At 69.1% G+C, this 23,091-nt stretch carries 23 protein-coding genes; 13 read left to right on the forward strand and 10 right to left on the reverse strand.

The features are described from left to right. Positions 1–246 precede the first annotated feature (246 nt). Positions 247–1,098, forward strand: a complete 852-nt coding sequence (locus AB0I59_RS23790; protein WP_061255978.1) for a DUF72 domain-containing protein — start codon at positions 247–249, stop codon at positions 1,096–1,098. Between the two features lie 29 nt (positions 1,099–1,127). On the opposite strand, the gene AB0I59_RS23795 is transcribed toward AB0I59_RS23790, so the two are convergent. Continuing rightward, positions 1,128–1,523, reverse strand: a complete 396-nt coding sequence (locus tag AB0I59_RS23795; RefSeq protein WP_061255976.1) for a hypothetical protein — start codon at positions 1,521–1,523, stop codon at positions 1,128–1,130. Between the two features lie 409 nt (positions 1,524–1,932). After that, positions 1,933–2,451, reverse strand: a complete 519-nt coding sequence (locus AB0I59_RS23800; protein WP_358136087.1) for a GNAT family N-acetyltransferase — start codon at positions 2,449–2,451, stop codon at positions 1,933–1,935. Between the two features lie 381 nt (positions 2,452–2,832). Between AB0I59_RS23800 and AB0I59_RS23805 the strand changes: the two genes are divergently transcribed. The 4 genes from AB0I59_RS23805 to AB0I59_RS23820 all read left to right on the forward strand — a co-directional run bounded on the left by AB0I59_RS23805 (position 2,833) and on the right by AB0I59_RS23820 (position 6,497). After that, positions 2,833–3,999: a ScyD/ScyE family protein gene (locus AB0I59_RS23805; RefSeq protein WP_061255973.1), complete on the forward strand. Its 1,167-nt coding sequence runs from the start codon at positions 2,833–2,835 to the stop codon at positions 3,997–3,999. 189 nt (positions 4,000–4,188) lie between these two features. Then, positions 4,189–4,746, forward strand: a complete 558-nt coding sequence (locus tag AB0I59_RS23810; protein WP_358136090.1) for a hypothetical protein — start codon at positions 4,189–4,191, stop codon at positions 4,744–4,746. A gap of 145 nt (positions 4,747–4,891) precedes the next feature. Beyond that, the gene (locus AB0I59_RS23815) at positions 4,892–5,473 is read left to right on the forward strand and encodes a hypothetical protein (RefSeq protein WP_082776913.1); all 582 of its coding nucleotides are present in this window, start codon (positions 4,892–4,894) and stop codon (positions 5,471–5,473) included. Then, entirely contained in the window at positions 5,466–6,497 is a 1,032-nt protein-coding gene (locus AB0I59_RS23820; protein WP_358136093.1) for a hypothetical protein, read from the forward strand. Before AB0I59_RS23815 ends, AB0I59_RS23820 begins: the two co-directional genes overlap by 8 nt. Before the next feature lie 48 nt (positions 6,498–6,545). On the opposite strand, the gene AB0I59_RS23825 is transcribed toward AB0I59_RS23820, so the two are convergent. Then, entirely contained in the window at positions 6,546–8,060 is a 1,515-nt protein-coding gene (locus AB0I59_RS23825) for an MDR family MFS transporter (RefSeq protein WP_358136239.1), read from the reverse strand. Positions 8,061–8,230: 170 nt separating this feature from the next. On the opposite strand from AB0I59_RS23825, the gene AB0I59_RS23830 reads away from it, so the two are divergent. Beyond that, positions 8,231–8,839 carry a TetR/AcrR family transcriptional regulator gene (locus AB0I59_RS23830; RefSeq protein WP_061255965.1) on the forward strand — a complete coding sequence of 203 codons (609 nt, stop codon included), beginning with the start codon at positions 8,231–8,233 and terminating at the stop codon, positions 8,837–8,839. 135 nt (positions 8,840–8,974) lie between these two features. On the opposite strand, the gene AB0I59_RS23835 is transcribed toward AB0I59_RS23830, so the two are convergent. The 3 genes from AB0I59_RS23835 to AB0I59_RS23845 all read right to left on the reverse strand — a co-directional run bounded on the left by AB0I59_RS23835 (position 8,975) and on the right by AB0I59_RS23845 (position 11,463). Then, on the reverse strand, positions 8,975–10,261 hold the full coding sequence (locus tag AB0I59_RS23835; RefSeq protein WP_358136096.1) for an ArsB/NhaD family transporter: 1,287 nt from the start codon (positions 10,259–10,261) through the stop codon (positions 8,975–8,977). Between the two features lie 397 nt (positions 10,262–10,658). Next, the gene (locus AB0I59_RS23840) at positions 10,659–11,129 is read right to left on the reverse strand and encodes a CBS domain-containing protein (RefSeq protein WP_358136098.1); all 471 of its coding nucleotides are present in this window, start codon (positions 11,127–11,129) and stop codon (positions 10,659–10,661) included. Between the two features lie 58 nt (positions 11,130–11,187). Then, positions 11,188–11,463 (reverse strand): cation:proton antiporter regulatory subunit, encoded by a 276-nt coding sequence (locus AB0I59_RS23845; protein WP_358136101.1) that lies wholly within the window; start codon positions 11,461–11,463, stop codon positions 11,188–11,190. 315 nt (positions 11,464–11,778) lie between these two features. On the opposite strand from AB0I59_RS23845, the gene AB0I59_RS23850 reads away from it, so the two are divergent. From AB0I59_RS23850 to AB0I59_RS23860, 3 genes are all read left to right on the forward strand, one after another. Continuing rightward, positions 11,779–12,813 carry a sensor histidine kinase gene (locus AB0I59_RS23850; RefSeq protein ID WP_082776911.1) on the forward strand — a complete coding sequence of 345 codons (1,035 nt, stop codon included), beginning with the start codon at positions 11,779–11,781 and terminating at the stop codon, positions 12,811–12,813. 5 nt (positions 12,814–12,818) lie between these two features. Further along, positions 12,819–13,475 carry a response regulator gene (locus AB0I59_RS23855; protein WP_061255959.1) on the forward strand — a complete coding sequence of 219 codons (657 nt, stop codon included), beginning with the start codon at positions 12,819–12,821 and terminating at the stop codon, positions 13,473–13,475. A gap of 465 nt (positions 13,476–13,940) precedes the next feature. Next, positions 13,941–16,196 (forward strand): HelD family protein, encoded by a 2,256-nt coding sequence (locus tag AB0I59_RS23860; protein WP_061255957.1) that lies wholly within the window; start codon positions 13,941–13,943, stop codon positions 16,194–16,196. Positions 16,197–16,322: 126 nt separating this feature from the next. Here the strand turns inward: AB0I59_RS23860 and AB0I59_RS23865 are convergent, their stop codons facing one another. Continuing rightward, positions 16,323–16,856, reverse strand: coding sequence for a hypothetical protein (locus AB0I59_RS23865; protein WP_358136105.1), 534 nt, complete (start codon positions 16,854–16,856; stop codon positions 16,323–16,325). Positions 16,857–17,033: 177 nt separating this feature from the next. Between AB0I59_RS23865 and AB0I59_RS23870 the strand changes: the two genes are divergently transcribed. Further along, the gene (locus AB0I59_RS23870) at positions 17,034–17,564 is read left to right on the forward strand and encodes a peptidylprolyl isomerase (protein WP_061255953.1); all 531 of its coding nucleotides are present in this window, start codon (positions 17,034–17,036) and stop codon (positions 17,562–17,564) included. Between the two features lie 51 nt (positions 17,565–17,615). Then, positions 17,616–18,470: a rhomboid family intramembrane serine protease gene (locus AB0I59_RS23875; protein ID WP_061255951.1), complete on the forward strand. Its 855-nt coding sequence runs from the start codon at positions 17,616–17,618 to the stop codon at positions 18,468–18,470. Between the two features lie 46 nt (positions 18,471–18,516). On the opposite strand, the gene AB0I59_RS23880 is transcribed toward AB0I59_RS23875, so the two are convergent. Beyond that, positions 18,517–18,762: a cell division protein CrgA gene (locus tag AB0I59_RS23880; protein WP_061255948.1), complete on the reverse strand. Its 246-nt coding sequence runs from the start codon at positions 18,760–18,762 to the stop codon at positions 18,517–18,519. Between the two features lie 47 nt (positions 18,763–18,809). Here AB0I59_RS23880 and AB0I59_RS23885 point away from each other — a divergent pair, with 47 nt between their 5' ends. Next, positions 18,810–19,397, forward strand: coding sequence for an anthranilate synthase component II (locus AB0I59_RS23885; RefSeq protein WP_061255946.1), 588 nt, complete (start codon positions 18,810–18,812; stop codon positions 19,395–19,397). 112 nt (positions 19,398–19,509) lie between these two features. Here the strand turns inward: AB0I59_RS23885 and AB0I59_RS23890 are convergent, their stop codons facing one another. Then, positions 19,510–20,385 carry an SDR family oxidoreductase gene (locus AB0I59_RS23890; protein ID WP_358136109.1) on the reverse strand — a complete coding sequence of 292 codons (876 nt, stop codon included), beginning with the start codon at positions 20,383–20,385 and terminating at the stop codon, positions 19,510–19,512. 134 nt (positions 20,386–20,519) lie between these two features. On the opposite strand from AB0I59_RS23890, the gene AB0I59_RS23895 reads away from it, so the two are divergent. After that, positions 20,520–21,140, forward strand: coding sequence for a TetR/AcrR family transcriptional regulator (locus tag AB0I59_RS23895; RefSeq protein WP_228645950.1), 621 nt, complete (start codon positions 20,520–20,522; stop codon positions 21,138–21,140). Positions 21,141–21,223: 83 nt separating this feature from the next. Here the strand turns inward: AB0I59_RS23895 and pknB are convergent, their stop codons facing one another. Next, positions 21,224–23,086, reverse strand: coding sequence for a Stk1 family PASTA domain-containing Ser/Thr kinase (gene pknB, locus AB0I59_RS23900; RefSeq protein WP_061255940.1), 1,863 nt, complete (start codon positions 23,084–23,086; stop codon positions 21,224–21,226). Positions 23,087–23,091: the final 5 nt, after the last annotated feature.

Here is a 23,091-nt window from a genome sequence, read left to right on the forward strand (position 1 = left end):
GCTCATCTCCCATGCCGGCGGCTTGGGATCCGTACGGCACGGAAACACGGCGACGGGTGCGAATCCGGTTTCCAAGGCGCCTGATGCGTCTCCTCCGGCAGCACGTTCATCGTGACCGGGACGGATTTCCCCTGGCAGCCAATGGAACCGTTCATGCCGTCTCGCGGTGCTCACCGAGCATCCGGCCGCTGAGTACCAGGACGCCCTCGGTCCTGTCGCGTGCCGACCTTGGATAACGTCGAGGTCATGCGGCTCCATGTGGGATGTGCGATGTGGACTCATGCGTCATGGCAGGGGCGCTTTCTGCCCCATCCGCTTCCTCCCGGGGAACGCCTGCGGTCCTATGCGACCTGGTGCAACGCGGTGGAGGGCAACACGACGTTCTATGCGACACCGGCGAAGAGCACAGTGGAGTCGTGGGCGCGGCAGACCGACCCCGACTTCCGCTTCGTGGTGAAGTTGCCCAAGTCGATCACGCACGAGCGCCGCCTCAACGGTGTGGACGAGGAACTCCGATCGTTCCTGGACACGATCGAGCCACTCGGGCCGCGGGTCGACGCCCTCTGGATCCAACTGCCGGGATCATTCGCTCCGACCGACCTCGGTACTCTGGCGGGCTTTCTCCGTCGCCTGCCCCGCGCGCACAGATACGCCGTCGAAGTCCGCCACCGCTCGTTCTTCGATGACGCGCGATCCGAACGGCTTCTCACAGGAGTTCTCGCCGGCGCCGACGCCGAGTGGATCCCGTTCGACACCACCGTTCTTTTCCAGAGCCCACCGACCAGTGACGCCGAGCGGGACGCGTGGACGAAGAAGCCGCGGGTCCCGCGCCGGTCGCTCGCTCTCACTGACCGTCCGATCGTCCGCTACATCGGCAGGGACGCCACGGCGCGCACGATCGAAGGCTGGCAGCATTGGGTCGATACGGTCACAGAATGGCTGCGCGAAGGCCGTTCGCCGACCGTGTTCATCCACACCCCCGACAACGCCGACGCGCTGACGCTCGCCCGTCGTTTTCACGACGATGTGCGGGCCCGGCTGCCCGAGATCGAGCCGCTCCCCGAGCCCATGCCGTCCGAGCCGCTGACCCTCTTCTGACTCCTGGTGCTTTCGGTGGGAGCCTCTCCTCACGCCGGGACGTGATCCGTGACCACCGGGGGTGCGGAGGTGATCTCCACGTGGCCCCACCAGCCCAGCAGCCTGAACCAGGAGCCGTCCCACCTGAAATCATCGATGTTCCCGTAGTCGATGTCTCCGTACCGGTCCTTGAAGGGCTGGAACGTGCGCTCGACCCAGTCGATCTGTGACGGGTTGGGGAAGGCGATGCGCACCTGCCGGTAGCAGTACTGCTTGCCGGGCTTGGCCGGATGCCACTGCGGGTGGCCCTCCCTCAACGCCGCTTCGACGACGAAGGTCAGGCTTTCATCGCTCTCGATCAATTGAAGGAGGTAGGAGTCCTCCAGGTACAGATGCTCAAGGCCCGGCAGTTCGTGATAAGGCCGGAGGGCGCCCCTGTGCTCCATCAGCTCTCCCGGATCTCGTCAGGATCGGGACACCCCCTCACGGTTCTTCGAGGGGTGAAGAACACGCAGGGATGTCGTACCGGTCAGGCAAGCCTCCCACGCCGTAGCGATCTTCGGATATGCAGGCGCGTGATCTCCATGTCCGGCGATCCGCTGACCGGCCCGCGTCTCCTGCCGTACGGGCGCTCCGCGCCGCCGACGGGCCACCGTGTCCCCCGCGTCGTGTGACCATCAGGGGCTCACCCGCCCGATCGTGAGGTCAGCCTGCCTGAAGGTATGGGCGGCGCTTCCGGCGGAGAACCCAGAGCACATGACCGGCTGACGCCCGATATGTCAGGCTTTCCGGATGAACCTCGACCAGAAACGAGACGGCCGGAGGTCCAGGCGAGGCCGGGCCCGCGGCTGCCCGTCATCGCCCGAGGTCCAGGCTCCATCGGATCTCTCCGTCCTGCCATCGGCCGGTGGGCGTGAGACCGGCGGCGGTGGCGACGGCCGCGGACGCCTGATGGTCCGGATGGATATGGGCGATGACGCGTTGTACCGGTTTCCCGGCGAGCCAGGAGACGAGACCGCGGGCCGCTTCGGTGGCGATTCCGCGGCCTTGCCAGGGCGTCCCCACCACCCAGGCGATCTCGGCGACGAGACCGTTCGCGGAGGGGCCGACGGTCGCCTGGACGGTACCCGTCAGACATGCCTCCTCATCGAGCCGGATGACCCAGTTGCACCATGACACGGCGGGATCGGGTGAACCGGCGATCATCCGCCGGTAGCGGGAGCGCAGGGCCTCCGGTTCGGCCGGCACCCCGCCGACGAAGGTGTGCAGACCCGGATCCGACAGCACCGCGGCCATCTCCTCGGCGTGCTCGACGCGAAGCGGCAGGAGCAGCAACCGGTCGGTACGGATGCCCTCGGGGACGATCGCGCTCAATGCGTGCCGTACCGATGCCGGAGGAGACCGTACAGATCAGGGGACATGCGGTCACTCTAGCCTCGGGCTTTCGCGGTGAATTGCACTCTTGAACGAAACGGCGTCGGATATGACGGCCTCCAGACCCCCCGGGGCAAGGACAGGTTCCCGGGGGTCGCTCCTTTTCCGCACCCGGTACGGCGCGGCCGTGCCGTCCCCGGTCGACCGCCCGGTCGCAGGTCGAGCTCCCTCAACCCGCAAAACAGGGTCATCATCATGATGGACAACGAATCCCTCGCGGGGTGGATTACCGGGATTCGCGGCCGAACATACCTTTCTCCCTGTTTATTGCGGCTGGGTCGCCGTTGGTTCTGGCCCGGCTGTTCCTTCACAGGGGGTCACATGAGCCGTATCACCACACCGCGCCGCCGTCTGCTCGCGGCTGCCACCGGGGGCCTTGCCGTACTGTCCTTCCAGGCGTCCATGACCGCCGCGACCGCCGCGACCGCGGACGACGCCGTGACCGTGGTCGCCAAGGGCCTCGACAACCCGCGCGGCCTGTCCTTCGGGCCGGACGGGGCGCTGTACGTGGCCCTGGCCGGCAGCGGCGGGAAGATCAAATGTGCCACGATGCCCGCCGAGCCCGGCACCAAGCCCGAGAAGATGTGCTTCGGCACCTCCGGGAAGATCATCAAGATCAAGGACGGCGCCACGTCCACCGTCCTCTCCAAACTGCCCTCCGCCGCGTCCGGCGGCTTCGGCCTGGGACCGCACGACGTGGCGGTCGCCGACGACGGCCGCATGCTGGTCACCATCGGCCTCGGCGGTGACGCCAAGCTGCGCGCCAAGCTGGGCCCGAAGGCGCGCACCCTGGGGACACTGCTCAGCATCGACGGCAAGGGCAAGGTCGTCCGGGTCGCCGACCTGGTGGCGCACGAGGTCAAGCACAACCCCGACGGCAAGGACAAGGGAAGCAGTGTCGACGCCTATCCCTTCGGTGTCGTGGCCACGCCGGACGGCGGGGCGCTCGTCACCGACGTCGGCGGCAACGACGTGCTGAAGGTCAGCGCGAAGGGCAAGATCAGCACGCGGGCGGTCTTCCACGCCCGCAGCGCGGACGCTCCTCCGGCGCTGAAGATGCCCAAGGGGTCCAAGCTGCCGCTGCAGTCGGTGCCGATGGGCATCACCCGTGGCCCCGACGGCGCGTACTACGTCGCCGAGCACGCCGGATTCCCGCAGCCCGAGGGTGCGGCCCGGGTGTTCCGCCTGTCCGGCAAGGGCAAGCCGACGGTGGCGGCCAAGGGCTTCACCACCGTGGTGGACGTCGCCTTCGACGCCAAGGACCGCATGGTCATCCTGGGATCGGTCGGCAAGGTCCCGGCCAGCGGCCAGCCGCTGACCACGCTGTACCGGATCGAGGCGGACGGCAGCCGCACCGAGCTGCTCAAGCCGGGCACGCTGAAGGCCCCGATCGGCATGGCCCTCGCCGACGACGGCTCGGTCTACGTCTCGCAGAACCCGTACGCGCCCGGCAAGGGCGAGGTCGTCCGGGTCACCGTCGCCGAGTAGATCGCACGTGTCCATGGCCGGTCTCCGGTTCCCCGAGTGAACCGGAGACCGGCCGTTGGCCGTACGTCGGGGCTTCGCGGCGGCAACCCGCGGGTACGACGATGCGATGGCAAGGCGTAACTCCCCTGCTACCCTCGGTGGCCTAAAGATGGGTCCACGGTGCCGGGAACCTTCCGGAGGGGAGTCGCGATGATGATCCGCGTCGGATTGCCGGCGGTGGTATTGCTCGCCCTCGGCTCCACGGTGGCCGCGGTGACTCCCCCGATGGGGACGACCCGCTCCGACGTGCTCACCGTCGCGCCCCTGGGAAAACGCCAGAACGACCTGACGATCACCGTTCCCGGCACGAGAAGCCTGCTCAGCGGGTTCGCGGGCGGGCAGATCAGCCGGACGCTCACCACGGTGCAGGTGAGCGACACCAGGGGCGGGGGCGACTGGGTCGCCACCGTCTCCGCGACGAACTTCACCACGGGCGGCGGGACACTCGCGGAGACGATCCCCAGCAGCGACATCTTCTACTGGTCGGGCCCGGCGACCGCCACCACCGGACCAGGCACCTTCACCCCCGGCCAGCTGCACGCGGCGGCCGCGCAGTCGCTGAACGTCTCGCGCACGGCGTTCACCCACACCGACGCCGGCGCTGCAGGGAACAACACCGCCTCCTGGAACCCGACCATCGTCGTGCACGTGCCGGTCACCGCCCTGCCCGGCACCTACACGGGTACGGTCAACCACTCGGTGGCATAGGACGCCCGCTCCAAGAGTCCGACAAGCCGCGCTGAAGAGTTGGCAGACATCACGCCGGCGCGCCTTCGCGTCGATCTTCGCCGCACAGGATGAGCCGCGTAAGTACGCCCTGACCTGGGCGTGGATCCGATGAAGAGGAGCGGCCGTGTCTGCAAGCCGTCTCGGCCTGGTGTGTTCGGGAGTCGCGAGCCTGGTTGCGGCCATGGTGGCCGCGTTACCGGCACAGGCGGGCACCTGCCCCGCGTCCACCACATGTCCCACCACTGTGAACTTCACCGTCAACGCGCCCAACGGCTTGACGATCAACGTTCCCGACGGCCCGGTCAACATCGGAAGCGGGGCGCCAGGGGGGCAGATCAGTGGACAGCTCGGCTCGGTCCAGGTGTCGGACGAGCGTGCCGCGCTCGCGGCCACCTGGGTCGCGTCCGTGATCGCCGCCACCGGCGGGTTCAAGACGGGAGGCGGCACCGCCCCGGAGACCATTCCCAACACCGACGTCCTGTACTGGTCGGGCGCCGCGACCGCCACCACCGGCAGCGGCACCTTCGTTCCCGGCCAGGCCAACGCCGCCGCCGCGCAGTCGATCGACGTCTCGCGCACCGCGTTCAGCAAGACGACCGGATCCGGTGTCAACAGCGCGACCTGGAACCCGACCATCGTGGTGAACGTCCCGGCCGGCGCCGTCGCGGGCACGTACACCGGCACGGTGGACCACTCTGTTGCGTAACCCCCTCGTACGGCCGTGCCTGCTGGCGACGCTGCTCGCGCTCCCCCTGTACGGAGTGCTCAGCGGACCGGCGGGCACGGCCTCGGCCGCGGACGCACGACGTCCGGACACGAAGGGCGCCATCGGGATCAAGCTGCTGGAAGCGCCGAAGAACCGGATGGACGACCCCCGCGCACACGTCTTCATCGTCGACCACGTCAATCCCGGCACCACCTTCACCCGGCGGCTGGAGGTCAACAGCAGCTCGTCCAGGCGGCAACATGTGGAGATCTACACCGCCGCGGCCGACATCGACCATGGCAGGTTCACGTTCGCACCGGGCCGCACCCCGAACGAGCTGAGCCGGTGGATCACACTCAACCGCTCCGAAGTCGATCTGCCGCCGCACGGCAGTTCGGAGGTGAAGGCCACGATCGGCGTGCCCGATTCGGCGACCAAGGGGGAGCAGTACGCCGTCATCTGGGCACAGGTCTCCTCCGGCGAGCCGGGGGAGAAAGGGAACGTCGCCCTCGTCAACCGGGTCGGGATCCGGGCCTATCTCGATGTCGGTCCGGGAGGCGATCCGCCGTCGGAGTTCCGGATCAGCGACGTGATCCCGCGGCGTACCGAGGACGGCAGGCCGGCGATCACGGCGGGAGTCCGCAACACCGGCAAGCGTGCCCTCGACCTGGGCGGGCAGCTCACGCTGTCCGACGGCCCCGGCTCGGTGCGGGCCGGCCCGTTCCGGATCGTCAGCGGCACGACCCTGGCCCCCGGAGACGAGGGCTCCATATCCGTCCTGCTGGACGACCGGCTGCCGGACGGGCCGTGGAAGTTCCGGCTCACCGTGCGCAGCGGCCGGGTCGAGCACGAGGTGACCGGCACCCTCACCTTCCCGGAGGATTCCGGTGGCCGGGGAGCGCCGGCCGCTCTGGACTCCCCGCTGACGATGGTGCTCGGGCTGATCGTGGTGGTGACGCTCATCAGCGCGCTGATCCTCGTCCGGATCGCCCTCACGCGCCGCCGCCGCGCGGTGCCGTACTGACGGACCGGGCGCGACGGCGGAGGTGGAACGCGAAGGCGGGGCGTGACGTCAGTGCGCGGGCGCCGGCTCCTCCACCTTCGCGGGCGCGGCCAGGTCCACGCTCTCGCGCAGTCTGATCGAGGGGAGGAACAGGACGGCGATGATGCCGATGACCGAGATCCCCGCGGAGACGAGGAAGATGTGGCCGGTGGCGTCGCCGTACGCCGCGCGCACGATGGTCTTCACCGGCTCGGGCAGGGCGGCGATGTTCAGGTTGCCGCCCTGGGAGCCGGACGCCTTGATGCCGAGCTTGGCCAGCCCTTCGGCGATGTTCGTGGCGACCTGGTTGGCCAGGACCGCGCCCAGGACCGAGACGCCCATGGTGCCGCCGAGGGAGCGGAAGAAGGTGACGGCGCCGCTGGCCGCGCCGAGCTCGCGCAGCGGGACGGTGTTCTGGATCGCGAGGACCAGGTTCTGCATCGACATGCCGACGCCGGCGCCGACCAGCACCATGGCGGCGGCGATGACGACCAGCGAGGTCTCGTGGTCGATCGTGGACAGGCACAGGAAGCCGAGGGTGAGCATGACGGAGCCCACCACGATGTACGGCTTGACCTTCCCGCTCCTGGAGATGAGCCGGCCCGAGATCGTGGATGACACCAGCACGCCGAACATCATCGGGATGGTGAGCAGGCCCGCCTCGGTGGGGCTGTAGCCGCGGCCGATCTGGAAGTACTGCCCGAGGAACACCGAACCGCCGAACATCGCCATGCCCACGGCGAGGCTGGCCACGATGGCGAGGGCCGGGGTGCGCATGCGCACGATGTGCAGCGGTACGACCGGCTCCTTCACCCGGGACTCGACGAACGTCGCGGCGGCCAGGACGATCACGGCTCCGCCGACCATGGCGGCCGTCTGCCAGGAGATCCAGTCGAAGGAGTTGCCGACGAACGTGACCCAGATGAGCAGGACGCTGACGCCGGCCGCGATCAGGGTGGCGCCGACGTAGTCGACCTTGGTGTCCGGCCGCCGCACTGTCGCGATCTTCAGCGTCTTGTGCAGCATGGCGAACGCGATCACGGTGAACGGCACGGCGATGAAGAAACACCACCGCCAGCCCAGCCACGAGGTGTCGGCGATCAGGCCGCCGAGCAGGGGTCCGCCGACCGTGGCGACCGCCATGACGCCGCCCAGGTAGCCGTTGTACTTGCCGCGCTCCTTGGGCGGGATCATCGCGGCGATGATGACCTGGACGAGGATCTGCAGCGCGCCCATGCCGAGCCCCTGGAAGGCGCGGAAGGCGATGAGCTGTCCGGTGTTCTGGGCGAATCCGCAGGCCAGGGAGCCGATCAGGAAGATGACGATGGAGGCCTGGAGCAGCAGCTTCTTGCTGAACAGGTCGGCCAGCTTGCCCCAGATGGGGGTGGACGCGGTCGCCGCGAGCAGTGATGCGGTGACGACCCAGGTGTACTGCGACTGCGTGCCGTTGAGAGCGCCGATGATCTGGGGCAGGGCGACCGACACGACGGTGCCACTGATCATTGCCACGAACAGCACGAGGAGCAGGCCGCTCAGTGCTTCCATGATCTGCCGATGGGTCATCGGCGCGGGGCCGGGCGGCGACGCGGACTGCGCGCTCAAGAGGTGCCTCCGTAGCAGGGGATTTCGAGACGATTGCGTATCGCATAATATATGCACAGTGAGCAACTTTGCTCAGTGGGCAGATATTCCCGGACGCTAGGATTGCCGGAACCATGGACACCACGGTGGGGCTGCGCGAGCGCAAGAAGGCCGAGACACGGCAGGCCGTTCACGAGGCCGCGATGCGGCTGGTGTTGGAGTTCGGCCTGGACAACGTCACCGTCGAGGCCATCGCCGACGCCGCGAACATCTCGCGCCGGACCTTCTCCAACTACTTCGCCGGCAAGGAGGACGCCCTCCTCTACGGCGAGGAGCGGCGCATCTGGTCCCTGGTGAACACGTTCCGCGAGCGGCCGGCGGAGGAGACGTCGTGGCAGGCGCTGTGCAACGCGGCGCGCGCGCTCTACGCGGAGCTCGGAGAGCCCAACCGCGAGCGGGCCGTCCAGACGCACCTCGCCAAGCGGCATCCGTCTCTGCTGGCCAGGCAGATGGCCAACCACGTCCGCGTCGAGCGGGAGCTCGCGCAGGCCATCGCCGTACGCGAGGGCGAGGACCCGGGCGCGTCACCGCGTCCGCGCGTTCTCGCGGCCGCGTTCCTGATGGGGCTCCGGGTCGCCGCCAACATCTGGATCGACGAGGAGGGGTCCGACGACACGCCTTCCCGGTCACTCATGGACATCGCCGACGAGGTCCTCGAGCAGGTCGCCCGGCCGTTCCACTAGAAACGCGGCTGGAAATACGACCGGAGATCAGAGGCACGGTCCCACCACGCCGACGGGGTCCCTGTCCCGGGACGGGACAGGGACCCCGGTTCGTGGAAGGCGCGGCCTCGAGGGCTCACCCGAAGACCCGTGGACTCACATGAAGTAGCGGAGCCAGACGTAGACCCAGGCCATCACGGTGCTGAGGATCGTGACGACGATGCCGTACTTCGTGAACTGCCAGAACGAGATCTTGTGGCCGGTCCTGGCCGCGATGCCGACGGCCACGACGTTGGCGCTCGCGGCCACCGCCGTGCCGTTGCCGCCGAAGTCGGCGCCCAGGGCGAAGGCCCACCACAGCGCCTGGCCCACGGCCGCGTCCGGCGCCTGGGCGACCAGGCCCTCGACGACGGGGGTCATGGTCGCGACGTACGGGATGTTGTCGAAGAAGGCGCCGAGCACGGCGGAGCCGAACAGCAGGGACGTCGCCGCTCCGAAGTAGTTGTCGCCCACCGCGTTGACGGCCCAGGTGCCGATGGTGGAGATGACCCCGGTGTGCACCAGCCCGGCGACCATGACGAACAGGCCCATGAAGAACACCAGGGTCGGCCACTCGACCTCGCGGAGGACCTCCGGTACGTCGGGACGGGCGACCATGATCATCAGCCCGGCGCCGACCAGGGCGACGATCGAGGGCTCGATGTGCACGACGGCGTGCAGTCCGAATCCCGTGATGACGAGCCCGAGCACGATCAGGCAGCGCACCAGAAGGCGCGGGTCGGTGATGGCACGCCGCTCCTGGAGCGCCATCACGGACGCCACGTGGTCCGGGTTGTACCGGAACGACTTCCGGAACAGCACCCCGGAGAACAGCACGAACACCACGAAGATGATCACGACGACCGGCGTCATGTGCACCAGGAAGTCGTTGAACGTCAGCCCGGCCCGGCTACCGATGATGATGTTGGGCGGGTCGCCGATGAGCGTGGCGGCGCCGCCGATGTTGGAGGCGAGGACCTCCGCGATCAGGTACGGCTGCGCCGGGATCTGCAGGCGGTTGCACACCAGGACGGTGACCGGGGCCACCAGCATGATCGTGGTGACGTTGTCCAGGAACGGCGAGGCGATGGCGGTGATGACCATCAGCATCACCATGAGCCGGTACGGCCGGCCGCGTGACTTCTTGGCCGCCCAGATCGCGAGATAGTCGAACAGCCCCGTCTGCTTGATGATCCCGACGATGATCATCATGCCCAGGAGCAGGAAGATGACGTTCCAGTCGATGCCCTCGTGCTCGGAGAAGAAGACCTGGGCCCCCGGGATCAGCCCGAGGACCGCCATCGCCCCCGCGGCGACGAGCACCACCTTGACCTTGTCGACCTTCTCCGTGGCGATGAGAAAGAACGCGACGACGAAGATGGCGAGCGCGGCGATGGAGCTCATCCGGTCCACCCGGGCGGTCCCGCCTGCACCCCGGTCACGACTCGGGCGGCGAAGCGCGCGGACGGTACGGCGAAGCGTGGTGACGGGACGCACCGGAACGGCGTCACCGCGGACAAGAGGTGCACGAGAGGGCCTCCGAACGATATGCGGGCATGCGACACCGCGGACCGGGGCCGGCCGGCGGCGCGCGGGAACCGGGCTGGGGGTGCGCGGGCGTGCGGCGGCGCCGTCACCACCCGGCGGGTGATGGCGCTGAGACGACGAGAGGCGGGCGGCGGTGCCGCCCCGTCACCGGAGCCCGGGTGAAACCGTCCGGAGACCGGCGGCGGAACCGCCGGAGGACGCGACCAGAGGACGGCACGCGGGTGTCACGGAAACGGTCAGGAGGGGGCCGCGGTCAGCTGTCCGAGTCGGAGACCGAGTCGGAGACCGCGAGACCGGTGAGTAACCCGTCGAGGGTGATCGCCCCGGCCAGCACGCCCGAGCGGTCGACGACCGCCACCAACGGGCTGCGCATGGACGCCATCACGGCCGCCACTTCGAGCAGCGTCGCGTCCAGGGCCACGATGACCGGCCGGACCAGCTGGCTCGGCAGGCAGTCGCCCACCGTGCGGTTGCCCAGCTCCTGCCAGAACAGGTCGGCGTGGGCCTCGTCCACCGTCCGGGCGAGGGCCGGATCCTCCTGGTATGTCCTGGGGACGGCCAGCCGCAGCACCTGCGTACCGGGCAGCACGACGCGGGGACGGCCGCCGCCGTCGACGACGATGAGTCCGGGCAGGCGCCCGAGAGTCATCACCCGAACCGCTCTGGTGACCGGATCTCCGTAGGTGACCGTGGGCAGTTGTACCGCTATATCGCGCGCCTGCATGTCACCATCCCGTCGTCCGTCTGGGGTGCGTTGTCGTGGTCGTCCGTGTCCGCGCGGGTCATGACGCCTTTCCGGAGAGTTCGGCCAGCCGTCGTTCGAGTACGGCGAGCCGGTCGGAGACGGACCGGTCACGCAGGAGGTCGGCGACCTGGTCGGCCTCGTCGTTGTCCAGGACGATGGTCTGCCTGGGCACGTCAGGGTCGTCGGAGGATTCGTAGATCAGCAGTGAGCGCCGGTCGGTTTCGTCCACCATCACGCCGAATCGCTGTCCGGCACGCGTGCTGCAGTGGTGCAGGACGCCGACGCCGGGGACGGTGGTGCGGGCGATGTCCATGTCCGATGTGTCTCCGTTCCTCGTCCGTGGTGGTGACCTCAGCGCGCGGATAAGGGCATGACCTCTTCCTCCCTGGTGATCGGAGCCCGGACGTCAGGAGCCCGGACTCCCGGAGCCTGGACGCGTGGCGTCGAGAGCCCGGACTCCCGCCGTCTCAAGTCTCGTCGCGCGGGGTCCCCGGACACCATCGGGTCCAACACCCATCTCGGGAGGGGGGCGGCATGTAGGAACGGCAGGTGGGACGGTGCGGCCACGCGCGCGAATGAGCATCGCGCCCGATGGACAAACACTCCTCGCTACGACCACGGTGGTCATATGAGCAATCTCGCCGACCGGCAGGCGGACGGGCGGCCGCGGGCGGCCCGCGCGCGGTGGAGGGCCCCGCGCACGCTGTTCTGGCGGCTCTTCATGATCAACGGCCTCGTCTTCACCGCGGGCACGCTGATCCTCGCGCTCTCCCCCGCCACCGTATCCTCTCCCGTCCTTCTGAAAGAGGTGCCGGTCCTGACGGTCGGGCTCGCGCTGATCCTGGGCGCCAACGCGCTGCTGCTGCGGGCGAGCCTCGCGCCGCTCGGCGCGCTCGCGACGCTCATGCAGCGGGTGGACCTGCTGCGGTCCAGCGGTGACCGCCTCGCGCTTCGCGGCAACGGCGACCTGACCCATCTGGTCGACACCTTCAACGCCATGCTCGACCGGCTGGAGGCCGAGCACAGCACCAGCAGCGCGCACGCGCTGGCCGCCCAGGAGGCCGAGCGCGGCCGCATCGCCAGGGAGCTGCACGACGAGATCGGGCAGACCCTCACCGTGGTGCTGCTCGGCCTCAAGCGCGCGATCGACCGCGCCCCCGAGGACCTGCGCGACGACCTGCACGCGGTCCAGGAGACGGTCCGCTCCAGCCTGGACGAGGTACGCCAGATCGCCCGCAGGCTGCGCCCGGGCGTCCTGGAGGATCTGGGGCTGCTCAGTGCCCTAAGCGCGCTGGCGACGGACGTCGCCCAGGTCAGCAAGCTGTCGGTGATCCGGCGGACGGACCCGGACCTGCCCGCTCTGAGCGGAGACGTCGAGCTCGTCATCTACCGGATCACGCAGGAGAGCCTGACGAACGTGACCCGGCACTCCCAGGCCACCCAGGTGGAGCTGTCGCTGACGGCCGAGCCCGGCGCCGTGGTGCTGCGCGTCGCGGACAATGGCCGTGGCGGGGTGCTCCAGGAGGGCGCGGGCATCCGGGGCATGCGCGAGCGGGCGCTTCTCGTCGGCGCGTCCCTTACCGTCACCTCGCCTCCCGGCGGTGGCACGGAGATACGGCTCGTCATCCCCCTCGCGGGGAAACCGACGGCGGAACGGAGTTGAACCCGGTGGACTCGCCCACGACACGGATCCTGCTGGCGGACGATCACGCACTGGTCCGCCAGGGCCTCCGGCTGATCATCGACGCGGAGCCGGACCTCATGGTCGTCGCCGAGGCGGCCGACGGCGCGGAGGCGGTCGAGCGCGCCTCCGAGGAGGAGGTCGACCTGGCGATCCTGGACATCGCGATGCCCCGCATGACGGGCATCCAGGCGGCGCGCGAGATATCCCGGCGCGCGCCCGGCATCCGCATCCTGATCCTGTCGATGTATGACAACGAGCAGTACCTCTTCGAGTCGCTCAAGGCGGGGGCGTCCGGCTACGTGCTCAAGTCGGTCGCCGACCGCGACCTCCTCGAAGCGTGCCGGGCGGCCGTACGGGGAGAGCCGTTCCTCTACCCGGGGGCGGTCACCGCGCTCATCCGGGACTACCTGCAGCGCAGCCGGCAGGGCGAGGCGATTCCGGACAGCATCCTCACGCCGCGAGAGGAGGAGATCGTCAAGCTGATAGCCGAGGGGAACTCCTCCAAGGAGATCGCCGAGACCCTGGTCATCAGCGTCAAGACGGTCGACCGGCACCGCGCGAACATCCTGCAGAAACTCGGTATGCGCGACCGGCTGGAGCTGACCAAGTACGCCATCCGCGCCGGGCTGGTCGAGCCCTGAAAGCTGGTCGAGCTCTGAAAGCTGGTCGGGCCCTGAAGCGGGCGTGTCTCTGAAATCGGGCGTGCCCCGGAGATCTTTCGTGATCGCCGTCATGTGCCGCGAATCCGGTTAGGCGTCCTCGAAAGGGAACGAAAAGGGAACGCCGGAGGCGTCGAGGGGTGGGTCGGCTCGGCTCGGCCGTACCGACCTCGCGGCGGCGGCCGGTCCTCCTGCGCCCGGCGAGCGCCGCCAGGCCCGTCGTCACCCACTCTGTTCGAGCTGGTCGGTTCGAGCTGGTCGGCGAGGTGGAGCGGGCAGCCTGACGGCCGCGCGAGCACGGGTTCCAGCTCTTCCGGGCGGCGCCGACGAACGAATGGCGAACGGGAACGGCGGCGATACACGACAACGCGAGGGGAGAACTGATATCCTCAACCCTCTGTAGAAATGGGCCGACAAAGAACCTAACGATAGGATTCTAGCAAAGCCATGATGAGCCGTCAACCCGCGCAAGCTCTCAGGGAAGAACAGTCCTACGTCTCCATGCTCTACGACCGGCTCGACACCGCACGGGAACGCGCCGAAGCGGCACTGAGCACGGTGTTCGCCCGTGGTGGAGGCGGCACCCGCCAGGCCGCCATCGAGCGGGAGGTCTCCGCGGACGAGCACGCCCGCAGGGTCGCCCAGCTCTCCGGGGTCGAGCGTGGTCTGTGCTTCGGGCGGATCGACGACACCGGCGGCGAGACCTACTACATCGGCAGGATCGGGCTGCGCGACGACGAGCACGACTCGGTCCTGATCGACTGGAGGGCCCCCGTCGCCCGCCCCTTCTACGTCGCGACTCCCGGCGATCCGGCGTCCCTCGTCCGCCGCAGGCACATCCACACGCGCGGCCGTACGGTCACCGGACTGGACGACGAGGTCTTCGACCTGGACCGGATGGACGAGAGCGACCGGAGGAACCTGGTCGGCGAGGCCGCCCTGATGGCGACGCTCCGGCGCGGCCGCACCGGCCGGATGGGCGACATCGTGGCCACCATCCAGACGGAGCAGGACCGCGTGATCCGGTCCGGCCTGCCAGGGGCGCTCGTGGTCCAGGGAGGTCCCGGCACCGGCAAGACCGTCGCCGCGCTCCACCGGGCGGCCTACCTCCTGTACGCGCACCGCGCCACGCTGGAACGCCGGGGTGTGCTCGTGGTCGGCCCGAACGCGATGTTCAGCCGCTACATCGGCCAGGTCCTGCCCGCGCTCGGCGAGACAGAGGTGGTCCTGTCCAGCGTCGGAGAACTCCACGCGGGCGTGCACGCGACCGCGGACGACGAACCCGCCGTGGCAGTCCTCAAGGGCGACCTGCGGATGGCGGATGTGATCGAGGCCGCCGTACGCGACCGCCAGCGGGTTCCGGACGGCGACCTGGAGGTGCTGATCGACGTGCGCACCTCGATCCGCGGCGGCGTCGAGGTGGTCGTCGAGCGGATGGCGCTTCGCCTGGACCACGGCGCCTGCCTGCGCGCCCGTGACCGGGCACGCGCGCTCGGCAGACCGCACAACCTCGCCCGGCGGGTGTTCGTCAACAAGGTGCTCATGGGCCTCGCCGTGGACGAGGCCAGGAGCCTCGACCGGCCGTACGACGAGGAGGACCTGCGCTACGCGCGCGAGGCCCTGTGGCAGCAGGCGTCGGTGCGCGCGGCACTGGAGGAACTGTGGCCGTACCTCACGCCCGAACGGCTGGTCGGCGAGCTGCTCTCGGATCCCGCCCGGCTGCGCGCGGCGACGGCCGGGCTGCTCGGCGACGAGGAGCGCTCCCTGCTGCTCCGCCGGGCGGGCGCGCCCTGGACGGTCGGGGACGTCCCCCTGCTCGACGAGGCCGCCGAACTCCTCGGCCAGGACGACGCCGAAGCCAGGGCGCGAGAGCGGGCCGCCGAGGAGGAACGCCAGGACGAGGAGACCTACGCCAGAGGCGTGCTGGAGATCGCCGACCTCACGGGGATGATGGAGGCCACCGCGCTCGCCGAGCGGCACCACGACACCGGCCGGGCCGTCACCACGGCGCAGCGGGCGGCGGCCGACCGCTCCTGGGCGTACGGGCATGTGATCGTGGACGAGGCGCAGGAGCTCTCCGCGATGGCCTGGCGCGCCATCATGCGCCGCATCCCTGCGCGCTCCCTCACCGTCGTCGGTGACATCGCGCAGACCGGGTCCGCGGCCGGCGCCCGCTCATGGGGCGAGATGCTCGACCCGTACGTCAAGGACCGCTGGCGCGAGGAGCGGCTGATGGTGAACTACCGCACCCCGGTGGAGATCATGGATGTCGCCGCCGACGTGCTGAAGGTGGTCGCTCCGGAGCAGGAACCCCCCGAGTCCGTACGCGACGGTGAGGCGCGGCCCCGCGCCGTGCCGTACCGGGGGACGGACCTGAGCGCCCTGGTGGCGGAGGAACTGGAAGCGATCGGAGAGGGCACGCTCGCGGTGCTCACCCCCGACGCGCGCCACGCGGAGACGGCCGCGCTCTTCCCGCAGGAAGCCGACCCGTTGGAGTCGGCGGTCGCCGTGCTCACCGTGAACCAGTGCAAGGGACTGGAGTTCGACGCGGTGGTGGTCGTCGCCCCCGAGGAGATCCTCGCCCAGTCGCCCATGGGTGGTCAGGACCTGTACGTCGCCATCACCCGGGCCACCCGGCGGCTGACCGTGCTGCACGACGGCGGCCTCCCCACGATGCTGGAGCGGCTGGCACACGAGGGATGACAGCGCGGACGGCCCACAGGGCGAACGGCCACAGGGCGAACGGCGGCGCGGACGAGAACGGGCCGCCCGCCCGGAGGCGTCGGCCCGCAGGTGCCGCGGCCGGCGCCGGAGCGCCGGCCGTACGCACTACTGGATCTTGCCCGCGATCTCGTCGGCCTTGTCGCCAGTCCTGGAACCGGCCTGCTTGGCCTTCTCGGCAGCCCTGGTGCCGGCGTGCTCGGCCTTCTCGCCGGCCCACCTGGTGGTCTCCGACGCGGTTTCCTTCATGCTCTCGGCCCACTGCTCGGACCTGTTGCGATACATCACCGCGCCGATCGCTCCGATGGCCAGGCCGGCGAACAGCATCAGTATCGGCCAGCGCCGCCGGGCCCTGGCCACCGGCGTCGGTTCCACCCGCCTGGCCGCACCCGCGAGAAACGAGCTCACCATCGGCGCGAGCTGCTCCTCAACCGAGTGAGCGGCCTGGTCCAGCTTGGGCGCCGCCCACACACGGGCATCCGTGATGCGCGTGGCGGTGACGTCCCGAGCGTTGCCGACCATCGGGCTCACCTTCCCGACCATCGGGCTCACCTTGCCCGCGATCGGGGTCACCTTGTTGACCATCGGGCTCACCTGGGCCTTCATACGGCCCAGCCGCGTCCGCGGAATCGGTACTTCCACGCGGCGTCTTCTGAGTGTCAGGGACACGACAAACCTCCCCGGTGTTGGGGCCCCGTGACGACCCTCTTCCCGTGTCAAAGCGGCTCAATCATGACCGGGCGCCGCAGGAGGGCTCGCTACGCTGTTCACCGAAGTTCAACGGACAACCGAAACCTGCATGAAAAGGGGGCGGCCCTCGTGGCTGACAACCTCATCGCGAACCTTCGCACCAATCACGGCACCATCCGGATCAAGCTCTGGCCGAACCAGGCGCCCAAGACCGTGCGGAACTTCGTCGAACTGGCCGAAGGCACCCGGGAGTGGACCCACCCCGAGACCGGCCAGAAGAGCACCGACAAGCTGTACGACGGCACGATCTTCCACCGTGTCATCAGCGGCTTCATGATCCAGGGTGGCGACCCGCTCGGCCAGGGCATCGGCGGCCCCGGCTACGACTTCGACGACGAGATCCACACGGAGAACAACTTCAACCGTCCCTACCTGCTCGCCATGGCCAACGCCGGCAAGCGCTTCGGCAAGGGCACCAACGGCTCCCAGTTCTTCATCACGGTCTCCCCGCAGCCCCACCTCAACCAGGGCCACACCATCTTCGGTGAGGTCATCGAGGGCAGCGAGGTCGTCGACGCCATCGCCAAGACCCCGACCGGGCGGATGAACCGTCCCGTCGACGACGTGGTGCTCGAGGAAGTCACCATCGAGCGTTCGTGAAAAACGGCTTATAGGCTAGGAGGCCGTGGACACGCCCTTCGGAAGGACTCCATGACCTCCCAGCCACCGCCGACGCACCCGGGGGCCGAAGCCGCGCCGACCTGCTACCGGCACCCCGAACGCGAGACATACGTGCGATGCCAGCGCTGCGAGCGCTCCATCTGCCCTGACTGCATGCGCGACGCCGCCGTCGGCCACCAGTGCGTCGAATGCGTCCAGGAGGGCAACCGGAGCGTCCGCCACGCCCGGGCGATGTTCGGCGGGGCCGCCGTCACCAAACCACGCGTGACCTGGACCCTGCTGATCATCAACGTGCTCGCCTACCTCGCCGAGCTGACCAGAGCCGACGAGATCATCAACACGTTCGCGACCTCGTCCGTCTACGTCTTCTACGGCGAATGGTGGCGACTGCTCACCGGCGCGTTCCTGCACGCCCCGCCGCCGTCCTTCTGGCACATCCTGTTCAACATGTGGGCGCTGTACGCCATCGGCCCCGAGCTCGAACGCCGCCTCGGATCACTCAGATTCGCCGCGCTCTACCTGCTGTCCGCACTCGGCGGCTCCATCGCCGTCTACCTGTTCGGCCTGTGGGCATACGGAGCCTCAGGCGCGATCTACGGCATGTTCGGCGCGCTCTTCGTCGTGTCCAGGAAGCTCGGCTTCGACGCCCGCGGCGTGCTCTGGCTGATCGGGATCAACATCGTCCTGACCTTCGTCGTCCCCGGGATCAGCTGGCAGGGCCACCTCGGCGGCCTGGTGACCGGCACGGCGGTCGCCGCCGCCTTCGTCTACGCCCCGCGCAAATCCCGGAACGCCGTCCAGCTGGCCGCCGTCGTCGCCGTGCTCGCGGTCATGGCCGTCATCCTGCTGACCCTGCCACCGTACGGTGCGATCGCGATCCAATGATCCGAATGTCCACAGGTGTGGATAACCCTGTGGACAACAATCTTCGTCAGCGCCAGCGCGTCGACAGGACCACACCGAAGATGATCAGCCCGAAACCGATCAGCAGGTTCCAGTTGCCCAGGGCACCCAGACCCGGCGCGGTCGGCGCGATGTAGTACACCGCGATCCAGGCGATCCCCAGGATCCAGGACACCACCATGAGCGGAGCGAGCCACCGGGGGCTGACCTTCAGCGTCTGCGCCTTCTGCGGCGGCGTGTAGACGGCCTTCTTACGGAGCTTGGACTTCGGCACGGCAGTTCCCTCGTTAGTGGGCGCAGTTCCGAGTAAGGATAGTCTGCATGGTCGACCGACCGCGATTCCCGGCCCGTGTCCTCGTGGTGGACAACCACGACAGCTTCGTCCACACCATCGTGCAGTACCTGCGCGAGCTCGGAGCCACCTGCGACGTCCACCCCCGCGACGACGTCACCGTCGACGACGCCGACCCATACGACGGCGTGCTCGTCTCCCCCGGCCCCGGCACCCCCGAAGCCGCCGGAGTCAGCATCCCCATGATCCACCACTGCGCCGAACGTAAAATTCCCCTGCTCGGCGTCTGCCTCGGCCACCAGGCCATCGCCGTCGCCTACGGCGGCACCGTCGCACGCGCCCCCGAACTCATGCACGGCCGCACCAGCCTGATCATCCACGACGGCAAGGGAGTCTTCACCGGCATCCCCTCACCCGTCACCATGACCCGCTACCACTCGCTCGCCGTCACCCGCGTACCGGACGCGCTGGAGGTCACCGCCACCACCCCCGAAGGCGTCGTCATGGGCCTGCGCCACCGCGACGCCCCCATCGAAGGCGTGCAGTTCCACCCCGAGTCGATCCTCTCCGAACACGGCCACCGGCTACTCGGCAATTGGCTCGCCCAGATCGTGTAACGCTTCCCTCCCCCGCGACGACTAAAGAATGAGGGCTTCCGCCATTGCCCCCGAGTGGCGGAAGCCCTTCCCATGTCGGTCGGGCGATGGCAGCCATCGCCCGACGCCCCGTTCATCCGGTGGTGGGAGCGGGGACGGCCTTCTCGGCGGCGCGACTGACCTGCTCCCAGCGGGCCCAGGTGTCCATCCGCCGCCGGGAGATGTCGAAGGCCAGGTCGTAGACCATGCTCCCGAGCAGCAGCCGCAGCGGTGGATCATCGCTGTCGACCAGCTTCATCACCGCCTCCGCGGCCAGGCGCGGCTCGCTGTCCACCGATCCTTCCGCCCACTGCTTCTCCAACGCGGCCCGCAGTGGCGCGTACGCGTCGTTCGGAGTGGTCGAGGTCATGCTCGTGTACAGGTCGGTCCAGTAGCCGCCGGGCTGGACGATGCTCACCTTGACGCCGAACGGCGCGGCCTCCATCGCCAGGGCCTCGCTCAGCCCCTCAAGGGCGAACTTGCTCGCGCTGTACATGCCGGTGGACGGAAATCCTCCGAGCGCGGCGATGCTGGAGATCTGCACGATGTGCCCGGACCGTCGCGCCCGCAGGTGCGGCAGGACCGCCTGGCCCACCCACAGGGCTCCGAAGAAGTTGACCTCCATCTGAGCCCGGGCTTCGGCCTCGGTGAACTCCTCGATCATGCCGGATGACAGGATCCCCGCGTTGTTCACCACGACATCGAGTCCCCCGAAGTGCTCGACGGCCCTGGCGACGACGGCGAACACTCCGGCGCGATCGGTGACGTCCAGCGGGAGGGCCAGCACCCGGCCCTCGTGCTCGGCGGCGAGTTCATCAAGCGATGCCGTACTGCGAGCGGCCGCGACCACCCGGTCACCGCGCTCCAGGGCGGCCCGGGCGAACGCGTGGCCCAGGCCACGGCTGGCCCCGGTCACGAACCAGACGCGGCCGGCGGCAGTGGCGGTGGTGGCGGTATCGGCGGTGGTCATCGGCGGAACTCCATTCAGTCGATCGGACATTAACGAGACAAGACGGATCGTCTCGTCAACGAGAACCACCCTGCCCGGTCGCCGGGTCAATGTCAAGACGGACCGTCTCGTCTCAGAGTTGATAGTCTGCGCCCATGACAGCGCAGCCCAAGGACTCCTCCGCCCGCAGGGGCACACCGGACGCCACACGCAGGAACGAGGCGTCGCGGCGGGCCATCGTCACGGCGGCGTTCGAGCTGGTCGGGGAGGTCGGCTACGCCAAGCTGAGCATCGAGGGCATCGCCGCCCGCGCGGGCGTCGGCAAGCAGACCATCTACCGCTGGTGGCCCTCCAAGGGCGCCGTGCTGTTCGACGCCTTCCTCATGTTCACCGGAGACCAGGCCCCGGCGCTGCCCGACACCGGTGACCTGGAGGCCGACCTGAAGACGGTGCTGCGCGCCACCGTGGAGGAGCTGAACGATCCCCGCTTCGACGAGCCGATGCGCGCGCTGAACACCGAGATCCTGCACGACCCTGCGCTCGCCGCCGTCTATGCCGAGCGGCTGGACGGGCCGATGAAGGAACTCAAGAAGCAGCGGCTGCGCGCCGCGCAACGGGCCGGGCAGCTGTCCGAGGCCGTCGACCTCGACGTGGCGATCGACCTGCTGTGGGGGCCGCTGCTGAACCGGTGGCTCCAGCGCAGCGGTCCCCTCACCTCCGGCTATGCCGACGCCGTCGTCGAGACCGCGCTCAACGGGCTACGCCCCCACGCCTGACCCGGCGGGCCCGCAGGCACAGAAAAAGGCCCGCTCGGGGGGAGCGGGCCTCTTTCGCGATCTGTGCCGGTTCCGGTGATGCGTCAGTTGCCGAACGGGTTGTCGCCCTGGTCGGGGAGGATGCCACCGTCATCGCCGCCGTCGCCGCCGTCGTCCACCGGCGGCTCGGTGACCTGGTCACTCGGCTGATCGGTCGGCTGCTGCTGGTTGGGCCCGCTGGAGACGGTCAGCGTGATCGTCGTACCGGACTGGAGCTTGGCTCCGGCGTCGGGCGTCTGCGCGATCACGTTTCCTGCCGGAACCACGTCGCTCGGCTGCTGTGAGAGCTTGACCTTGAAGCCGGCGCCTTCCAGCGTGGACTTGGCGTCCTCCGCGGTGAGGCCGAGCACGCTCGGGACCTCGATGGCCTCCTTGGGCACGTAGATCCGAACCGCGCTCTCCTTCGCGACCTCCTTGCCCGCCTTGGGCTTGGTGTCGAAGACCTTGCCCTGCGGCTGGGTGGAGACCACGTCGACCCGGGAGACCTTGAAGCCCAGCGCCGTCAGCTCGGCCTTGGCCTCGTCAGGCGTCTTGCCGACGACGTTCGGCACCGCGATCAGCTCGGGACCCTTGGACAGTGTGAGGGTGACCGTGGACCCCGGCTCCACCGCCGTGTCCCCGGCGGGGTCGGTGCCGATCACCACCCCCTTCTCGACGTCGGCGCTGAACTCCTCTTTCTCGGTGAACTTGAGGCCCGCGTCCGTCAGGGCCTTCTCGGCCGCCGGCTTGGTCTGGCCCTTCACGACGGGCACCTTGATGGTCGCGGCGTTGCCTGTGTCGCCGGTCAGGAAGGCGTACCCCACGCCGATGAAACCGCCGATGACCAGAAGCGGGATCAGGATCCACGCCGCGGTCTTCAGCGCGGTGTTCCCGCCTCGGCTGCGCCTGCGGCCGTCGTACCGGCCACCGCCGCCGTCGCGCTCCTCGGGGCCGTAGTCGTACTGCGGGATCGCCCGGGTGCCCTGAGCGGCCATCTGGCCGCCCGCGCTGGTCATGGTGCGGGTGCGGTCGGCCGGGCCGTACGAGCCGTGGTTGGTGGCCATCGCCATCGTCTGCGGGTCGACCGGCATGCCGGACATGACGCGCTGGATGTCGGCGCGCATCTCGGTCGCGCTCTGGTAGCGGTTGACCGGGTCCTTGGCCATGGCCTTGAGCACGATCGCGTCGGCCCACTGGGGGATCTCGGGGTCGATGCCCGACGGGGGGATCGGGTCCTCGCGGACGTGCTGGTACGCGATGGCGACCGGGGAGTCGCCGGTGAAGGGCGGCTGGCCGGTCAGCAGTTCGTACAGCACGCAACCGGTCGAGTAGATGTCGCTGCGGGCGTCCACCCGCTCGCCGCGGGCCTGCTCGGGCGACAGGTACTGCGCGGTGCCGATGACCTGGGCCGTCTGGGTCATGGTGGCCGCGGAGTCGGCCATCGCACGGGCGATGCCGAAGTCCATGACCTTGACCTCGCCGTTGAGCGTCAGCATGATGTTCGCCGGTTTGATGTCCCGGTGGACGATGCCGCCGCGGTGGCTGTAGTCGAGCGCCCTCAGGATGCCGTCGACCAGCTCCATCGCCCGCTCGGGCAGCAGCCGCCGGTCGGCGCGGAGCAGGTCACGGAGGGTCCGCCCGTCCACGAACTCCATCACGATGTACGGCACGGGCGTGTTGTCCATCATGTCTTCGCCGGTGTCGTACACGGCGATGATCGACGGATGGTTCAGTGACGCCGCCGACTGCGCCTCCCTGCGGAACCTCGCCTGGAAGGTGTGGTCCCGGGCAAGGTCCGAGCGGAGCGTCTTGATCGCGACAACACGGTCCAGCCGGATGTCCCGGGCGCGATACACCTCGGCCATGCCGCCACGCCCGACGACACCGTCGAGTTCATAGCGACCACCGAGAAGCCGAGGCTGAGTCATTTCCT

This window comes from Microtetraspora glauca, assembly GCF_040656155.1.
Taxonomy (GTDB): domain Bacteria; phylum Actinomycetota; class Actinomycetes; order Streptosporangiales; family Streptosporangiaceae; genus Microtetraspora; species Microtetraspora glauca.